The sequence below is a fragment of the Gehongia tenuis genome (assembly GCF_014384795.1).
GTDB classification, from domain to species: Bacteria; Bacillota; Clostridia; order Christensenellales; family NSJ-53; genus Gehongia; species Gehongia tenuis.
This window is the reverse complement of sequence record NZ_JACRSR010000004.1, coordinates 96,902-113,150: the sequence shown is the minus strand read 5'-3', so window position 1 is coordinate 113,150 and position 16,249 is coordinate 96,902. Positions and strand designations below refer to the sequence as shown.

At 56.9% G+C, this 16,249-nt stretch carries 18 protein-coding genes; 5 read left to right on the top strand and 13 right to left on the bottom strand.

What is annotated here, in order from left to right; translation table 11 throughout:
• Nucleotides 1-130: 130 nt before the first annotated feature.
• The 4 genes from H8696_RS09565 to H8696_RS09550 form a co-directional block, all read right to left on the bottom strand.
• A complete protein-coding gene (locus H8696_RS09565; protein WP_249317170.1) occupies nt 131-835 on the bottom strand; it encodes a CvpA family protein in 705 nt (234 codons plus the stop codon).
• A gap of 28 nt (nt 836-863) precedes the next feature.
• Entirely contained in the window at nt 864-1,994 is a 1,131-nt protein-coding gene (locus H8696_RS09560; RefSeq protein ID WP_249317164.1) for a DUF5711 family protein, read from the bottom strand.
• Nucleotides 1,995-2,084: 90 nt separating this feature from the next.
• The gene (locus H8696_RS09555) at nt 2,085-2,336 is read right to left on the bottom strand and encodes a YkuS family protein (RefSeq protein ID WP_249317161.1); all 252 of its coding nucleotides are present in this window, start codon (nt 2,334-2,336) and stop codon (nt 2,085-2,087) included.
• Between the two features lie 53 nt (nt 2,337-2,389).
• A complete protein-coding gene (locus H8696_RS09550; protein ID WP_249317157.1) occupies nt 2,390-3,259 on the bottom strand; it encodes a diacylglycerol/lipid kinase family protein in 870 nt (289 codons plus the stop codon).
• Between the two features lie 103 nt (nt 3,260-3,362).
• Here H8696_RS09550 and H8696_RS09545 point away from each other — a divergent pair, with 103 nt between their 5' ends.
• The 5 genes from H8696_RS09545 to H8696_RS09525 all read left to right on the top strand — a co-directional run bounded on the left by H8696_RS09545 (nt 3,363) and on the right by H8696_RS09525 (nt 8,665).
• Nucleotides 3,363-4,757: a CCA tRNA nucleotidyltransferase gene (locus H8696_RS09545; protein WP_283244973.1), complete on the top strand. Its 1,395-nt coding sequence runs from the start codon at nt 3,363-3,365 to the stop codon at nt 4,755-4,757.
• A 1-nt stretch (nt 4,758) separates the two neighbouring features.
• The gene (nagA, locus tag H8696_RS09540) at nt 4,759-5,883 is read left to right on the top strand and encodes an N-acetylglucosamine-6-phosphate deacetylase (protein WP_249317151.1); all 1,125 of its coding nucleotides are present in this window, start codon (nt 4,759-4,761) and stop codon (nt 5,881-5,883) included.
• Between the two features lie 12 nt (nt 5,884-5,895).
• Complete coding sequence (locus H8696_RS09535) at nt 5,896-6,519, top strand: DedA family protein (RefSeq protein ID WP_249317149.1); 624 nt, start codon at nt 5,896-5,898, stop codon at nt 6,517-6,519.
• A gap of 68 nt (nt 6,520-6,587) precedes the next feature.
• Nucleotides 6,588-7,919: a type I glutamate--ammonia ligase gene (glnA, locus tag H8696_RS09530; protein WP_249317142.1), complete on the top strand. Its 1,332-nt coding sequence runs from the start codon at nt 6,588-6,590 to the stop codon at nt 7,917-7,919.
• Between the two features lie 11 nt (nt 7,920-7,930).
• On the top strand, nt 7,931-8,665 hold the full coding sequence (locus tag H8696_RS09525) for a gamma-glutamyl-gamma-aminobutyrate hydrolase family protein (RefSeq protein WP_249317140.1): 735 nt from the start codon (nt 7,931-7,933) through the stop codon (nt 8,663-8,665).
• 31 nt (nt 8,666-8,696) lie between these two features.
• Here the strand turns inward: H8696_RS09525 and H8696_RS09520 are convergent, their stop codons facing one another.
• The 9 genes from H8696_RS09520 to H8696_RS09480 form a co-directional block, all read right to left on the bottom strand.
• On the bottom strand, nt 8,697-9,737 hold the full coding sequence (locus tag H8696_RS09520; RefSeq protein WP_249317139.1) for a helix-turn-helix domain-containing protein: 1,041 nt from the start codon (nt 9,735-9,737) through the stop codon (nt 8,697-8,699).
• Nucleotides 9,738-9,855: 118 nt separating this feature from the next.
• Nucleotides 9,856-10,947: a S1C family serine protease gene (locus H8696_RS09515; protein WP_249317138.1), complete on the bottom strand. Its 1,092-nt coding sequence runs from the start codon at nt 10,945-10,947 to the stop codon at nt 9,856-9,858.
• A gap of 26 nt (nt 10,948-10,973) precedes the next feature.
• On the bottom strand, nt 10,974-11,759 hold the full coding sequence (locus H8696_RS09510) for an MBL fold metallo-hydrolase (protein WP_283244977.1): 786 nt from the start codon (nt 11,757-11,759) through the stop codon (nt 10,974-10,976).
• Between the two features lie 136 nt (nt 11,760-11,895).
• A complete protein-coding gene (locus H8696_RS09505; protein WP_249317136.1) occupies nt 11,896-12,435 on the bottom strand; it encodes a hypothetical protein in 540 nt (179 codons plus the stop codon).
• Nucleotides 12,436-12,523: 88 nt separating this feature from the next.
• The gene (locus H8696_RS09500; RefSeq protein ID WP_249317134.1) at nt 12,524-13,156 is read right to left on the bottom strand and encodes a LiaF transmembrane domain-containing protein; all 633 of its coding nucleotides are present in this window, start codon (nt 13,154-13,156) and stop codon (nt 12,524-12,526) included.
• A gap of 47 nt (nt 13,157-13,203) precedes the next feature.
• Complete coding sequence (locus tag H8696_RS09495) at nt 13,204-13,545, bottom strand: DUF1292 domain-containing protein (protein ID WP_249317130.1); 342 nt, start codon at nt 13,543-13,545, stop codon at nt 13,204-13,206.
• Between the two features lie 66 nt (nt 13,546-13,611).
• On the bottom strand, nt 13,612-13,833 hold the full coding sequence (locus H8696_RS09490; protein ID WP_249317128.1) for a DUF896 domain-containing protein: 222 nt from the start codon (nt 13,831-13,833) through the stop codon (nt 13,612-13,614).
• A 14-nt stretch (nt 13,834-13,847) separates the two neighbouring features.
• Nucleotides 13,848-15,197: a GH1 family beta-glucosidase gene (locus tag H8696_RS09485; protein ID WP_249317125.1), complete on the bottom strand. Its 1,350-nt coding sequence runs from the start codon at nt 15,195-15,197 to the stop codon at nt 13,848-13,850.
• Between the two features lie 11 nt (nt 15,198-15,208).
• Nucleotides 15,209-16,192, bottom strand: a complete 984-nt coding sequence (locus H8696_RS09480; protein WP_249317123.1) for an HAD family hydrolase — start codon at nt 16,190-16,192, stop codon at nt 15,209-15,211.
• Nucleotides 16,193-16,249: the final 57 nt, after the last annotated feature.

Genomic DNA, 16,249 nt, shown 5'->3' with positions numbered 1-16,249 from the left:
GATGTTTCACGTGAAACGTCCCTTTTTTATATTCTCCCCATGTTTCACGTGAAACATTTGAAACAAGATCATGTGTTCCCATCTATGGACACAAAAAAAGGAGCGGCATAACCGCTCCTTATTATATCCGTCATCCCAAAAAGCCGTGAAACCACTTGAGGATGAAGCTGTCGGTGTAAAAATAGTGGGCAAAAGTGGATTCGTCCAGATAGGGTGTCAGGAGATCGGCGGGCAGAACCGCAAAGACCACCGGCACCAAAAGAAAGATGATGTAGCACCAAAAGATGCCCCGAACCGCGCCAAAGACGCCGCCCGCCACCGGATCGCCATACTTCAGCAGCGGGAACCGGACGGTGTAGTTGACCAGCGAGAGAATGATGGAGATGCCTATATAGATCGCAAGGAACAGCAGCACGAAGGACAGCACGTTGATCACAAAGTAGATCACGCTGTAATTGAAGTATTCTCCCAGCGTGGTCAGTCCCTGCAGGGACTGGTTTGTGATATTCTCTGTCAGGATCTGATTGATGGGATAGGGCATGTTGGACTGCTGAACGATGCTCTGCACCTGATCGGCGGAAAGCGCGGAAATCGGGGCGTTGATCAGCTCGGTAACCCCGATGCTCTGGGCCGTGTCGGTGTAATAAAGCATGGTGTCCACGATCCCCGTATTGTTCACCAGGGAGCTGGCCAGGCTGCCATAGAACAGCTTGCCCCCCAAAAGGGACACAAAAAACGCAATAAGGTTGCTGCCGCTGGAGATGAATCCTTGATAAAATCCCAGCAGTATGCTGAATGCGAAAAGTGCCACGATGACATAGTCAACGATATTCATGCTGCCTCCTCGGATTACCACCGGCCTCCTACGGGAGGGGCAGATAGTAGCTGCTTTCTCCTTTATAGACGATCACGCCGGGCACGCCGGACAGGACACGGACAGCCTCAATGGAATCGGGCAGAGCCACGTTCTTTCGTTCCCCGTTGGCCAAATAGACCGTTTCCACCGCCGAAGGCGTGATAAAATGAACCTTTTCCTCGCCCATGCACACGGCCAGCGTATCCTTGGGCGCTTTGTAGGTCACGGCGTCGGATTTCCCCTTCACCACTTTGACGTAGTTGATGCTTCCGGAGGCCGTCTGTTCCTCCTCCGAGGCCGCCACGTCGGAAAAGGCAAAGGCGATATCCTTCTTGCCCCGCCACACATCCTCCAGCTTCCAGCCGTAAACGAACTCGCTTTTTTGGGATTCGCCTACGTCATTGTAACATAGAACATTGCGGGAACCAACTAAAAATGTTTGGTTTTGATAAAACTCCGCGTCGTAAAGGAGCTGATCACCGGTGACAATGCCCGTGGTGGACTCGCCCGGCTTGTAGGTGGTGAGAATCGTTTTGAGGGCGCTGCCCGAAAGATCGGTCTGCAGCGTCCAGAGCTTGTCCTGGGAGGCGATGCCAAAATCAAAGGTGGCGCTCGGGTCCAGCTGAATCTCGTCCACCACGTCGCCGTTTAAATTGTAGACCTGCAGGGATGCCGCCGTGGTATCCGCTGTCAGGATGGCCACCCGTTCGCCCATCGCATCGGCGCCCACAACATACCGGTCCAGCTGTTTTTGAAAGGTCTGCTGCCCGTTTGCGTCCAGCACCGTCACAAAATTATTGCTGTAGAGAATAATGAGGTCGGCGCTGGTCCTAAGGCCGATCTCCGCGGCCGTGACAGGCCGCGTCCAAACCGCGCTGCCCCGGGCGTTCCAGTAGACCAGATTGCCCTGTGAAAAACTCACAAAACCATCCTTAAAAGGTTCAATGCGATCGGCTCTTCCAATGGCGGGCACGGATACCCAGTTCAGCGCCGGGCTGGTGCCCGTCAGCACCGCAAAGCCAAAAATGGCCGCAGCCAGCAAAGCCACCACCAGCAAAAGGAGCACGAGGGCCTTGGGGGATAGCTTCCTGCGCTTCGCCGTGTTTTGAGGTGCCCGATAGGAGGTACTGTAAGCCATCGGTGAAACGATCCTTTCCTCATACATATACAATATTCATATATAATTCGACAGGAAACATAAAATCCCTTTTTGGCCCCTGCTTTTCCCTCATTCCAGGCTGGGCGGCCCGAAAAGGGGCGAATAGAGGCGGGATTGCAGAATATGGGCCACGGACGCGGCCGTCCTGCCGCTCACCTCCACCATCAAAACGCCGCCCGGCGCCGCACCTTGAGCCGTCAGGCCGCCGGTCCCCCGGAAGATGCAGGCTTCCGCCGCCTCCCCCATTGGAACCATATCAAATCCCATGGCCCGAAGCTCCGCCGCCATGGTTTCAAGACCACTTTGATAGGCAACTGTCATCATTCACCCTCCTTTTTCCATTAGTATGGAAACAAAGAGGTCAAATCATACTGTCACCCTTGGGGTGCGTAAAAACTGAGCGCCTGTTTTTCCAAAGCGATCCTGGCCGCCGAAGTGCGGATGATCTCCCCGTCCACATTGAGATCCATGTTCTCCCGAATCAGCTCCACTTTGGACGAGCGGTAGGTGCGCACATACTTCGTTTTGATATAGCTTCCATTGATAAAACTGGGCAAAAGAAGGGGAATCACATATCGGGGCACCCGGTCAATCACACACACATCAAAAAGGCCGTCATCCACCTCGGCGTTTGGTGCAAGACGCATGCCGCCGCCGAAAAAATTGCCGTTGGCCGCCGTCACCATCAGCGGCTCACAGGTGAATTCTTCATCGTCCAGTCGCACCGTCAGCGGACGATAACCATGGGTGAAAATGGTGCATACGGCACCGGCCACGTAGCCCAGCTTGCCCAGCACCTTCCTGAACCTTCTGGCATACTGCAGGACCTCCACATCAAAGCCGCATCCCGCCACGTTCAGAATGGCGTTCTCAGCAAAAATACCCACGTCCACTCGCCGGCTGTGGCCTTCAAGCACGATCTTTGTTGCCAGCTCCACGTCATTTTTTATGCTCAGGGCCCGAATAAAATCGTTGCCCGTCCCTCCGGGGATTGCGCCCACGGTCACGTCCTCATGGACACATCCGCTGACCACCTCCTGCAGCGTGCCGTCGCCGCCCACCGAAAGGATGCTCCTGCAACCCTCCTGCGCCGCCCGGCGCGCCAGTTCCCCGGCATGCTTCGGATATTGGGTGTAGACCAGTTGATACTCCGCGCCCTGGGACTTTAAAAGCTCCGCGGCCTTCAGCGCTGCGTTCACCGCTTTCCCCCGGCCCGCTGCAGGATTGACAATGATGGTGTGCATGACAGCCTCCCCAAAAAGCCAAAGATAGTCTTATCTTACAACATTCGGGGCCGCTTGGAAAGCTTTCGTTGTCCGGATCCGGAAAAATGACTATAATGGGTATATGAGACGTAGTATACCGATTCCATCCCAACTGCATGATATTGCCAAAGCTTTTGAGGACGGTCCCCTCTACCTGGTGGGGGGCGCCGTGCGTGCAGGTCTTATGGGACTTGCCTCCCATGACCTGGATGTGGCCTCCCCCCTTTTGCCCGAGGACGCCGCCAAGCGTCTTGAAGGGCTCGGCTTTATCGTTCACAAGATTAACAGGACGCTGGGGACCGTGCTGGTCAAGCTCGCGGATGGTTCCCATGTGGAGCATACCACCTTTCGCAGCGAATCCTATCCGCCGGGCGGCGCACATCAGCCCGAAGGGATCGTCTTCATTCGGGATCTTGAGACCGATGCCCTGCGCCGGGATTTTTCCGTCAATGCGCTCTACTATAACATTTTGACCGGTGAACTGCTGGATCCCACCGGCGGTCTGGCCGACCTAGAGGCCGGTCAGCTTCGCTGTCCCCGGAATCCCGATCTGGTGTTCTGTGACGACGCCCTGCGGCTGCTCCGGCTCGCCCGATTCGCCGGGGAGCTGGATTTTGCTGTCGAGGCGCAAACGTTCGCCTCGGCAAAGCGGCATGCCCATCAGCTGGCCGATCTTTCCCCTGAGCGCATCCTCCAGGAGCTCAGCCGTATTCTCCTTTGCGATCAGGCCTATCCCGAGATCGGCCGTACGCCGTCCAAGATTTTGAAGGCGCTCCATCTCCTAAGGGATATGGGCGCTCTCGCCCATGTGCTTCCCGAGCTCATGGAGGGCGAGGGGGTTGAGCAGCGAAGGGACTACCATGCCCATCCCGTGCTGGAGCACAATCTGAACGCCGCTGCGGCAGCCCCGCCGGAGCTTCGGCTGCGCTTTGCCGCCTTGCTCCACGACGTGGGCAAGCCCAAGGCCCTAAGGGAGAACGGTCGAATGCTGGGCCATGACAAGCTGGGCGCGGCTCTCGCCCGGACCATGCTGGAACGGCTGAGGGCACCCCGGCAATTTACCGATGAGGTCTGCCTTCTCATCGAGCGGCACATGTTCGATTTGAACGGTGGCGCCAAGACGACCACGCTCCGGCTGCGTTTTGCCGCCTGGGGTGCGTCTTTCGTGCGGGATCTGGCTGCGCTGCGCCGGGCGGATGTATGGGGCTCGGGCATTCTTTCGGGACCGGTGCCCACGGCGGACCGCTGGGAAGAGGTGCTGGACGAGATGCTTTCGGACCATACGCCCTTCTCCTTGAGGGAGCTTGCGGTCACCGGCAAGGATCTCATGGACCTTGGCGTGGCGCCCGGCCGTGCGGTGGGCGAGATTCTGCAAGGCTTATGGGAATTCACCGTGCTTCATCCCGCCAAGAACGAGAAAAAGGCGCTCCTGGCCCGAGCGGAAACCGTAGAAATGCAAAAAAGAAAAGGGGACTGACATGACATTCAAACTGACCGGCGGCCGGATCTTCACCGGCGGCGTCTTTGTGAAAGAGGATCTCTATCTCGAGGGGGACAGGATACTGCAAATCGGCGGCAGCGCCCCCTTTGATGCTTCCGAGGATGTATCGGGAAGCCGCATCGTGCCCGGATTCATCGATACGCACATTCACGGCGGACTGGGCGTGGATTTTGTCCAGGGCATGCCCGCCCTGGAAAAGCTCAGCCGCACCTTCCCGGCCCAGGGCCTCACCGGCTATCTGCCCACCATTACCGGGCCCCACAATGAGATGAAAAAGGCCGTTGCTGACGTGCGGACCGCCATGAAGATGGATTTGGGCAGCCGGGTTCTGGGCGCCCATGTGGAAGGCCCTTTTCTCAACCCTAAGCGCAAGGGTGCGCTGAACGCCGGCAGCCTGGAGACGCCCGATTTGGACAGCCTCGTGGACCTCATCGGCAGGGGCGAAGGGGTGGCCAAGATGACGGTGGCCCCCGAACTCCCGGGTGCGGAAAAAATCATTCGCTATCTTGCCGCCCACGGCGTGATCGCTTCCATCGGCCACACCGTGGCCACCAGTGAGATCGCTGAAAAAAGCATTGCCTGGGGCGTTACCCACGCCACCCACCTCTTCAACGCCATGGAGCCCATGCACCACCGCAAAGGCGGCGTGCTGCCCGTGGTGCTCAGCCGTCCCGAGGTGGTATGCGAGCTGGTATCCGATCTCATCCATGTGGAGCCCGCCATGATCCAGCTGGCCCTGCACTGCAAGAAGGGCCGGATCAATGTGGTCACCGACGCCATGGAGGCCACCGGTCAGCCCGACGGCGACTATGTGCTCAGCGGCCAGAAGGTGCTGGTGCGGGACGGCATTGCCCGGCTGGAGGCCGGAAACCTTGCCAGCAGCACGCTCACCATGGACCAGGCCCTGCGGAATCTGGTTCAGAAGATGGGTCTGCCTCTGGAATCCGTGCTGCCCCTTCTTTCGGAGGTGCCCGCGGACCTGCTGGGCCGCCGGGATCTGGGCAGGATCCGTCCCGGCGCCCTGGCCGACCTTTTGGTACTGGACGATAAACTGACGCTTCGCAGCACCTATGTGGGTGCCCGCAAAGTGTTTGAGCGCTAAGGGGGACATTTCTTGGAACAGTGGATTTTGAGCGTGCTGGACACGGTGCAGGGCTTTCCTCTTTGGGCCTTCGCCCTTTTCATGTGTCTGTCCGGCGCTATTGAACTATTTTTCCCGCCCTATCCCAGCCATGTGGTGCTGCTCTTTGGCAGCGTGGTGGCAGGCACCATGGGCTTTTGGGACAAGAGCGTCATCTATCTCGCCTTTTTGGCTGGCGTCATCGCCTCCTCCATCGCCCTCATGCAGGTGGGCTGGGTTCTCGGGGACAAGGTGCACCGCAGCGCCTGGTTCAGCAGAACAGTAGACGAGGAAAGCTACCATAAGTTTCACGATTTTATCCTGCAGCGGAAGCTTCTTGCCTTTATTCTGTGCAAGTTCATCCCCGGCATCAACTCCGCTGTGCTGCTGGTGGCCGGGGCCGTCCACTACCCGAGGAAGGAGGGCCGCTTCGGCATCACCTTGGCGGCGCTGATTCACACCACCCTGCTTTTTGTTGCCGGCATCACGGTGGGCGGTAACCTCGAGCATATCTTGAACTTCGTCAAGACCTATTCCCTGTTGGCGGCGGGCGTATGCCTCGCCATCATCGCCATCTATCTGGTCTTTTTCTTCCGGCATAAAAAAAAGACCTCCTAAAGCGTTCCTCCCAAATCCCTTGTATGCTATAATAAGACCATTCTAGGAAAGAAGGAGGGGTCCAGTTTATGACCCGATACACCCCGGAAGACGTTATCAAATTGTGCAGGCAGGAGGATGTGAAATTCATCCGGCTGCAATTCACCGATATCTTTGGGATCATGAAAAATGTGGCCATCACCATTGACCAGCTGGAGAAAGCGCTGAACAATGAGATGATGTTCGACGGCTCCTCCATCAACGGCTTTGTGCGGATCGAGGAATCGGATATGATTCTCTACCCCGATCCCAACAGCTTCGTGATCTTTCCCTGGTCCGAACCGGACTGCAAGGTGGCCCGCCTGATCTGCGACGTGTACAGTGCCGACCGCACGCCTTTCCTGGGCGATCCCCGCTACGCATTAAAGCGGGCCATTCAGCGTATGAATAAGATGGGCTACGAACTTTTCGCGGGTCCGGAGCTGGAGTTCTTCCTGTTCCAAATGGACGAGAGCGGCGCACCCACCACCAGAACTCACGACGATGCCAGCTATTTTGATCTGGCACCGGTGGACCGAGGCGAGATCGCTCGTCAGGATATGTGCCTCATGCTTGAGAAGATGGGCTTTCATATCGAGGCCTCCCATCATGAATGCGCACCGGCCCAGCACGAAATTGATTTCAAGTATGACGACGCGCTGACCACGGCGGACAACGTGATGACCTTCAAACTGGTGGTGCGCACGGTGGCCCAGCGCCACAACCTCCACGCCACCTTCCTGCCCAAGCCCGTGTACGGCGTGGCCGGCAACGGCATGCATATCAACCAGTCCCTGTTCCAAAACGGCAGGAACATGTTCTTCGATCCCGACTCGGAGGACGGTCTCAGTGAGATCGCCCACCAGTATGTGGCGGGTCTTCTGACCCATGCTCCGGGCTTCACCGCCCTTACCAATCCGCTGGTGAATTCCTACAAGCGCCTGGTGCCCGGCTATGAGGCGCCCCTTTACATCGCCTGGTCGGCCCAGAACCGAAGTCCCCTCATCCGCATCCCCGCAAGCCGGGGCACCGGCACCCGGGTGGAGCTTCGCAGTCCCGATCCTTCCGCCAATCCCTATCTGGCCCTGGCGGCCACGCTGATGGCGGGACTCGACGGCATCGAAAAGAAAATGACGCCGCCCGAACCCATCAACTGCAACATCTACAAGATGGATGATGCGGAGCTGGAAAAGCACGGCGTATCCTGCCTGCCCCTCAACATTCGGGAGGCCACCCGCGCTATGCTGCAGGACGAAGTGATCGTGGCAGCGCTGGGTGAACATATTATCAAAAATTATGCTGAGGCAAAGTTTATCGAACACGAGGAATACCGCGTACAGGTGACACCTTGGGAGGTCAACAACTACCTTAAACGCTATTGATGGGAGGCGCCATGAAACCGCTGATCGGGCTGACCTGTTCCAGTGAGAAGGGCCGGGCCTGGCTGAGCCAGGCTTATATTCGTGCCGTCACCGAGGCCGGCGGCGAGGCCGCGCTGGTGGTGCCCGGCAGCGCGGCGGACTGGTCCCGGCGGCTGGACGGCTTACTGCTCACCGGCGGCGGTGACATTGCACCTTGGCGTTACGGCGAGGAGCCCGTCAGCGTCAGCGGTCTTGACGAGGCCAGGGATGCTTTTGAGATTGAACTGCTTCTGGAAATGCATCGGCTGGAAAAACCGGTCCTTGGCATATGCCGGGGCATTCAGGTAATTCAGGCCGCCTTTGGCGGCCGGCTCTATCAGGATCTCTACCTCATGTTTCCTCCCGCCCGAAATCATGGCTATTCCAGCAAACCCCGTCCGCCGGAGGTTCTTGCCCATGCTTCCGATTATCCCGGGGATCATTGGCATCCCGTTCTCATCCGCAAGGCTTCCCTCATGGATAAGCTCTTTGACGCCGCACCGAATTGGACCAATTCCATGCATCACCAAAGCCTGCGGGGATTCGTACCGCCCTTTCTGCCCACGGTGTTCTCGCCGGACGGGGTGGTTGAAGCCATCGAAAGCCCCAAGATCGTGGGCGTGCAGTGGCATCCGGAGCGAATGCTCTGGCATCCGGCAAGCCGCCGGCTTTTTACCATCTTCGTGGAAGCCGCCCGGTACGGCCGGGATATTATCCTGGATCCTTAATAAAAAAGGACGCCTGATCAGGCGTCCTTTTTTATGCCTTGAATCGCTGCATCAGCTCCGGAAATCCCGCTTGATTCCGCAAAAAATCCAGCTCCCCGTCCCGCTCCAGCGCATTTAAAAGAGTGTCCAGCATCTGCCGCTGAAATTTGGGATGGGCCGTCTTGGTCCGCACATGGCCGTAAAGAGGCGAACGCTGAACGTCCCAGGGCTCCAGCATGGCGGGCAGCATTTTCTCAAGAATGGCCATACACCGCTCCCCATCCCTCTTGGCCACCGCCAGCTGGAAAAGGGGCACATAGGCATTATATTGCCATAAATCATAAAGTCTTGCCGTCTCCACCGCCACGTCCCCATAGTGTCCAGCCAGATCCGGACGGTCCTCCGCAAGGGCTATATCCATCAGTCCCAATAAAGCGGACTGCATATCATTTGCCGCATTCATCACCTTTCCCTCCAGGATCTCCGCCGCTTCCGCAAGCCGTCCCTCCCTTTGATACAGGTTTGCCTTCATTTGCCGCTTGTCCAGGGTGGGGTCGGGAATCTCCGCCAACAATTTTTCCGCTTTTTCATATTCCCCTTTGTTCATGGCTTTCGACAGCAGAATGCCTTTGGCCTGGTCGCGGGCCCTTCCGTCATCGCTAGCGGCCGCTCGTTCATAAAGGGCCTCCAGCCTGTCCTCGTAGGTTCCATCATCCCCCGGAAACATCATGCGTGCGCCTTCCAGCGTGGACGCCGCCATAAAGATCAGCATTCCGCAATGGGGATATTGGTGGATCTTATCCATAACCATGGAAAAGCCCCGCTCAAAGCCCTCGTTCTCAATGGTTTCCATCACAACGCTCAAAAAGTCTCCAATTTCCTGGTCCGTCAGCTCCTCCTTAAAGGAAAGGAGCGCATTGAGATCGAGGTGAAGCAGCCTCGCCAGCGGTGAAAGCAGGGTGATATCGGGATAGGCCCCGCCCCTTTCCCATTTGTTCACCGCCGACGTGGAAACGCCCAGCCGCTCCGCCACCTGTTCCTGGGTGAGCCCCAGCGTCTTTCGCTGGGCCCGGATGATCTGTGCTATCTTCAACGGAATTCCCCCTCGCTATCATCCTATCAGATTTTCTGTTTGGTGAAAATGGAGAGGTGCTCCATTTTGTGCGGGATTTTTCCACCAACATTCAATGAAAAAAGGCCCCTTCGGGCCTTTAGCCTGGATACTCGGTGAGGCTTATGGCTATCTCCCGGAGCTTGCCCCGGCGCAGCACCGATGCGGTGATGGTGTCCCCGGGCTGCTTTTGAAAGACGGTCCTGCGGAAGTCCACCATGGTGTCCACCGTCACGCCGTCCACGGCGGTGATCACGTCTCCCGAACGGATCCCCGCCTGGTAGGCCGGACCGTTGCTGTCCACATTGACCACGTACACCCCCGTTTCCAGCCGGTCCAGGCCATAGAAGGTGGCGATCTCCTTGTCATAAGCCAGAAATCCCACGTAGGGCGTTTCAAAGGTGTCGCCGGAAGCAAAGCGTTCCACAATGGGCCGGGCCACCTCAATGGGGATCGCAAAACCGATCCCTTCCGCGGTTTCCACCTTCAGCGTATTGATGCCTACGATCTCGCCCTGCATGTTAACCAGGGGGCCGCCGCTGTTGCCTGGATTGATGGACGCATCCGTTTGAATCAGGTCCTCCATCAGCGTCTGTCCGCCCAGAGAGGTTTCCACCGCCAGCGTGCGGTTCTTCGCGCTGACGATGCCCGCCGTCACCGTGTGCTGAAACATGAGGCCCAGCGGTGTACCGATGGCTACCACGTTGTCCCCCACCCGAAGCCCGTTGCTGTCGCCCATAGGGAGAGTGGGATATCCGCTGCCTTCGATCTTCACCACCGCCAGGTCCAGGGAGGCATCACTCCAAAGGGTGGTGCCTTCCACCTGGGTGCCGTCATAGAATACCACCGTCAGCTTATCGGCATCCTGGCTGGCCACATGCTGATTGGTCAAAATGTATCCATCCTGGGTCACCAAGACACCGGTGCCCACACCCTGCACCACCTGATTTTCACTGGGGAAGGCGCCCAGCTGCAATGTCTCCGTGCTGATGCCCACCACCGCCGGCGAAGCCTCCTCCAGCATGTCCGGCAGGGCGCTGCCCTCCTTCGTGCGCACGCTCTGCTGCTGAATCCTCGCCGTTGCCGCAGGGGTGGGCGAGGGCTCGGGCGTGGGTGCCGACGTCTGCCCGCAGCCCATCAAAAAGACCAGCAGCCCTATGAAAAGCCCACTGGTCATCTTTTTCCATTTCATAACCTCTGCCTTTCCGGCAGCCTATGTCAAGATATCATAAAAACTTGGGACATATTTCTGGGCGGCGCAACCTCCACCCGCACATCCCTGCCCTCCTGGATGCCCGCCGCACTCAGCGTCTCCACCACCGTGTGGAAGGCCGTTTCCGGAACGTTATTCTCCTGGCTCAGATGGGACAGAAGCACGCCCTGGAGACCGGTTCCTACCAGTTCCACCAGCGCTTCGGCGGCCGCAGCATTGGACAGATGCCCCCGCCTGCCCAGAATCCTTTGTTTAAGTCTCGCGGGATAGGGCCCCCGGCGCAGCATAGCCTCGTCATGGTTGGCTTCCAAAGCCATGATATCCGAATGGGCTACCTTTTCTAAGATTGTATCGTTAGTATGCCCGAGGTCCGTAAGAATACTCGCCTTTCGGTTGCGGCAGTGGAAACAAAAACCCACCGGATCCGCCGCGTCATGGGGGATGGAAAAGGGATCCACGCCCACATCTCCAATATAAAAATCCTCATTGGTGGAAAACATACGAATGTTCGCCAGATCCAGCATCCCCACCTTGGCTTCCATCGCGGCCCAGGTGGCGGAATTGGCGTATACGGGAACCCTGAGCTTCCGAGCCAGCGCACCCAAACCTCGGATATGATCCGAGTGTTCGTGGGTTACCAGAATCGCAGATATGTCTTGTACCGATATACCGATGTTTTGTAACGATAACAAAATATTCCTCGCTGGTAACCCGGCATCCACCAAAAGATGTGTGCCGCCCATATTTAAATAGATGCAATTTCCTGTACTGCCGCTAAATAGCGAGCACATTTCGATCTGCACGTTATCCTGTCCTTTTCATGAAGCTACATGTATTATACTGCATAACAAATTGTTCCACAAGCATTCGGGGATGAAAGCCGGCATGTCGGTTAAACTAGGTGCGGTCCCAAAAAGAAGGAGGTTGTCAAAGTTGAAGAACAACAAAAACAACAATAACCTGCAAAATAGCCAGCAGAAGCAGAACAATCAGAGCCAGCGTCTCTCGAACAGCATGGAAAACTGCAACAACTTGTCCAACCGCAGCAATCAGAAGAATAACTTCCAGAACTGCAACAGCAACAAGAGCAGCTTTCAGAATTGCAACAACATGAACGATGCTGGCGGCATGCAGAATCGTAACAACAATTTCGATGCCAATTCTAGCATGCGGCAGAACCTTTCCCAGAGCACCGGTAGTCGCCAGAACAGCAACAACCAGCAGCGTTTGAACAATTCCGCTCAGCAGAATCTGAACAACAACACGCAGAACCGCCAGAGCCTGAACAATTCGAACGCTCAGAACCAGAATCTCAGCAACTCCAGCTCCAGGAATAACAACAACTTGAAAAATACCGCCGATTTCGACCCCTCGCAGATGCCTCCCTATCAGCGTCCTTATTTCGATTATGATAAGGCCTCCGATAAGAGCAACATCCAGTCGAACAACGGTGGAGCTTTTCAGCAAAACTCAGTACGCAATAACGGCTTCAAAAACCGCTAATTTGTAGGCCTTCCGACCAACCAAAAAGAACCGGGCAGCTGCCCGGTTCTTTTTATGCGTAGATGATCTGCACGCCTCCAAACACGGCGCTGCCGTCCAGCGCAATGCTCACGGGGCCGGGCGACGGATTGTGGCCCGCACTGACGCCGCCAAAGACGCAGGAGATGCCTTTCTTCTCCACGAAACAGCCTTTCGGCACCAGGATCTCCACCGTGCCGAAAACAGCGTTGACCTCCACCTTGGCGCCGGAGACGATCTCGTCGTAGCCCCGAAGATCCAGGACATTTTTCCCAAAAACCGCCGTAACCTCCGTGCCGGTGAAAACGCCGCCATGGGCCGTGTGTTCGGCGGTGGTGAAGACGGCGTCGCCTTCGGCCGACGAGCTGTCCTTCCAGCCCAGCCGGCTTGCCAAGATCTGGATACCCACGGCAATCAGCACGGCGGGCAGGATGACCCGGCCGTCCCAAACAGCTCTCCCCAGGTTAATGAGCAGCCAATAGACGCCGCCCGCCGCCGCGAGGAGCCCAAAACCCAGATTTCTGCCCCGAAACACGGTGTAGATACCAAAGAAGATAATAAGCGCCGGCCAAACAAAGATCCAGATTTCCGCCGTTAAAACACCCAGGATGTTGAGCAGCCACAATACGCCCACCGCAATGAGCGCGAGCCCCGGCCACCACTTCATAGAAAATCCCCCTCTATGACAAAAGCCGGCAGATGCCGGCTTTTGTATTACTCGTCGTCGTACTCGTCCTCTTCCTCAACCCAGCTGTCCAGACGCTGCTGGACGATTTCCTCCAGCTCATTCATGGTTTCGTCCTCCACCGGGATGAACTCCTCCATGTCGCCGTCCACAACAACCTTCATTACGAATACGTCCTTCTCCACGTGATCGCAGCCGCATTCCTCGCCATGGTCATGACCGCAGGCATCGCAGCCGCACTCATCCAGGTCGCTGAAATCCATCAAAATCGCATATTCCTGGCCGTTGTAATTGAAATAATCGATCACGTCCAGTTCCAGTTCGTTGCCGTCTTCGTCCTCAAAAACTACCACATCACGTTCTTCGTCCACGTGTGGCACCTCGCTTTCCTTTAAGTGTCCTCATTGTACCCTATATTGTCCCACCGGGCAATCGTTTTAAGCCTCATTTTTCCGTCTGAGCGGCAATATTTTTCCCTGCTCGTCCTCAATTTTGACCGTTTCCAGTATTTTCGTAAAATCCGCCCGAAAGGCCTGCAGATATTCCTGGCGCAGCTTTGCCTGTTCCTCCAGCTCTTGCTCGGTAAGTCCCATGGTCCGCTTCTTTCGGGCCAACAGATTGATCCTCTCGATTTTATCTGCCGCAATCACGGCATCCACACTCCCTTCTCTTTTTAAAGACCTCGATTTGCTACCAAGTCCCGGTACCAGTAAAAGCTCTTCTTGGGCGAACGCTTCAGCGTTTCCCGGTCAATATGGATCAGGCCAAACCCTTTGGTAAAGCCCTGCTGCCATTCAAAGTTGTCCATCAGCGACCACACATGGAACCCCAGGATGTTCGCGCCGTCCATGAGCGCTCTTTCCGTGACCGCGATGTGGTCCCTGAGATAGGCGATGCGGTCGTCGTCCTCAATCATGCCGTTTTTCCAGATCTCATCGGGCATGGCCGCCCCATTCTCACTCACATACACCTTGGGATTGCCGTAGGTGTCCTTGATGTGCATGAGCGTATCGTAAAGCCCATCGGGATAGATCTCCCAGCCGCTCTTGGTCCGGGGGTCCCGGCCCCTTCGTTCAAACAGGCTCATGGGGTTCCCGGGATCGCCGCCTTCCCGGGGCGCCACCCGCATGCAGGTGTAGTAGCTCACGCCCACATAGTCGGCGGGATTGCGGGCGAGCACCTCCAGATCATCGGATGCCATCATCGGCATGAGGCCTCGCTCGTCCAAAATCTCCAGCAGACCATCGGGATATTTTCCCGCAATTACCGGCGACAAAAAAGCATCGTTATAAAAATAGCTGATGGCCTTGGCCAGTTTCCGGCATTCGTGGGTATCCTCATCCGGATAGATGGGCATCACGCCCATGACGCAGCCGATCTCGCCGCCGGGCACCTGCCGTTTGCGGAAGTTCTCAATCACTTTGGCGCTGGACATGGTGATATTATGCCACCCCTGTACAGCAGCTTTCAGTTCACCTCTCCGGCCCGGCGCCCGCTCACCGGTCACATAGCCGCCCAGCATGGTGCCCCGGACATCGTTCAGTGTCATGTAGCGGCTGACCCGGCCCTCGAACAGATCGAACAGGGTCGCTGCATAGCGGACAAAGTGGTCCACCGTCTCCCGGTTCTCCCAGCCGCCCTTCTCGTAGAGCGCCTGGGGGATATCATAATGATGAAGATTGACGATGGGCGAGATGCCCGCCGCCAAAATTTCATCGACGAGATCGCTGTAAAACTGAAGGCCCTCGGGATTGACCTTCCCCGCACCCTCGGGAAAGACCCGGGACCAGGATACGGACAGGCGATAGCTGTCCACGCCCAGTTCCTTCAAAAGGGCCACATCCTCCCGAAAACGGTGGTAGTGATCACAGCATATGTTGCCATTGCCGCCGCCGTTGATTCGGCCCGGCTGGTTGGAGAACACGTCCCAGATGCTGGGCCCCTTGCCGTCCTCATTGTAACCGCCCTCCGTCTGATACGCGCTGGAGGCGATGCCCCAGTCAAAGTTTTTTGGAAAAGCCATCATTCCACCCCCTATGCTTCAAACAACAGATTGAGAATTTCAGAAAAATTCTGGCAGTACGCGTCGCAAAGTCCCACCGTTCCGCTCTTTTGGATGTTGCCCCCGCCGATGCCCACCGTCACATAGCCGGCAAGCTTGATCGCGTGAACGCCGGCGGCGCTGTCCTCAATGCCCACCACATGGTGGCGGTCCCTTCGCTCCATGCCAAGGCCCACCGCGCCCGTCTCCGCATACAGCCAGGGATGAGGCTTGGGCGAAAGCTCGCCCAGCGTGCCGCAGCTCCCCTTTTGCAGCGGGTAGCCGGCCGAAATGATACAGTCGTAGAAGTCCTCGGGTTTTCCCATACCCAGGGTTTCAAAGGCCGACAGGATCTCAGGGTAGGCTTTCTCGTACAGCCCGGAGGTCACAAGCCCAAGCCTGACACCCCGTCCTTTCAGCTCCATCAAAAAATCCTTGATCCCTTCCGCCGGCGTAAAGGCGCCAGCCCTGCCCCGGCCTTCCAGAATCGCGTTCATCTCCCGGTGCGTATGCTCAAAATAGAAATTCCGGGCCTCGGCAATGGGTTTTCCCGGGCAATATTTATTGATGCAATAAAGAAGGTGCTCGGTGACGCTGTGGCCGGAAACGTGGGGAATATCGCTCTCCTCCAAAGAGAATTTGGAATCCCCCATGAGGCTTTGACAGGTCATCTCAATAATCCACATCCAGAAGGATTCGCTCTTCACGGTGGTGCCGTCCAGATCCATCAAAACCGCCTTCACCGGCCGCTCCAGATGGGTCTCCTCCACCGGGTAGTAGGCCGGATAGCCGGAGGCGGATTTCACATAGGCCAGCACTCGATCCGAATAGACGATATATTCCACCTTTCGGTCGGGCTGGGTGACGACCATTTCCACGCCCTGGCGGCCCACCTGGTGGAAGCCGTCGCTGCAGGCCGAAAGCTCGATCACCTCACAGTCCTTCCGAAGTCCCAAAAGATCGGTAAAACGGCTCATACGTCAACCCCCTTTGCTCCTTCCCACCATTATTCAACACTCCCTGGAAGAAACCCT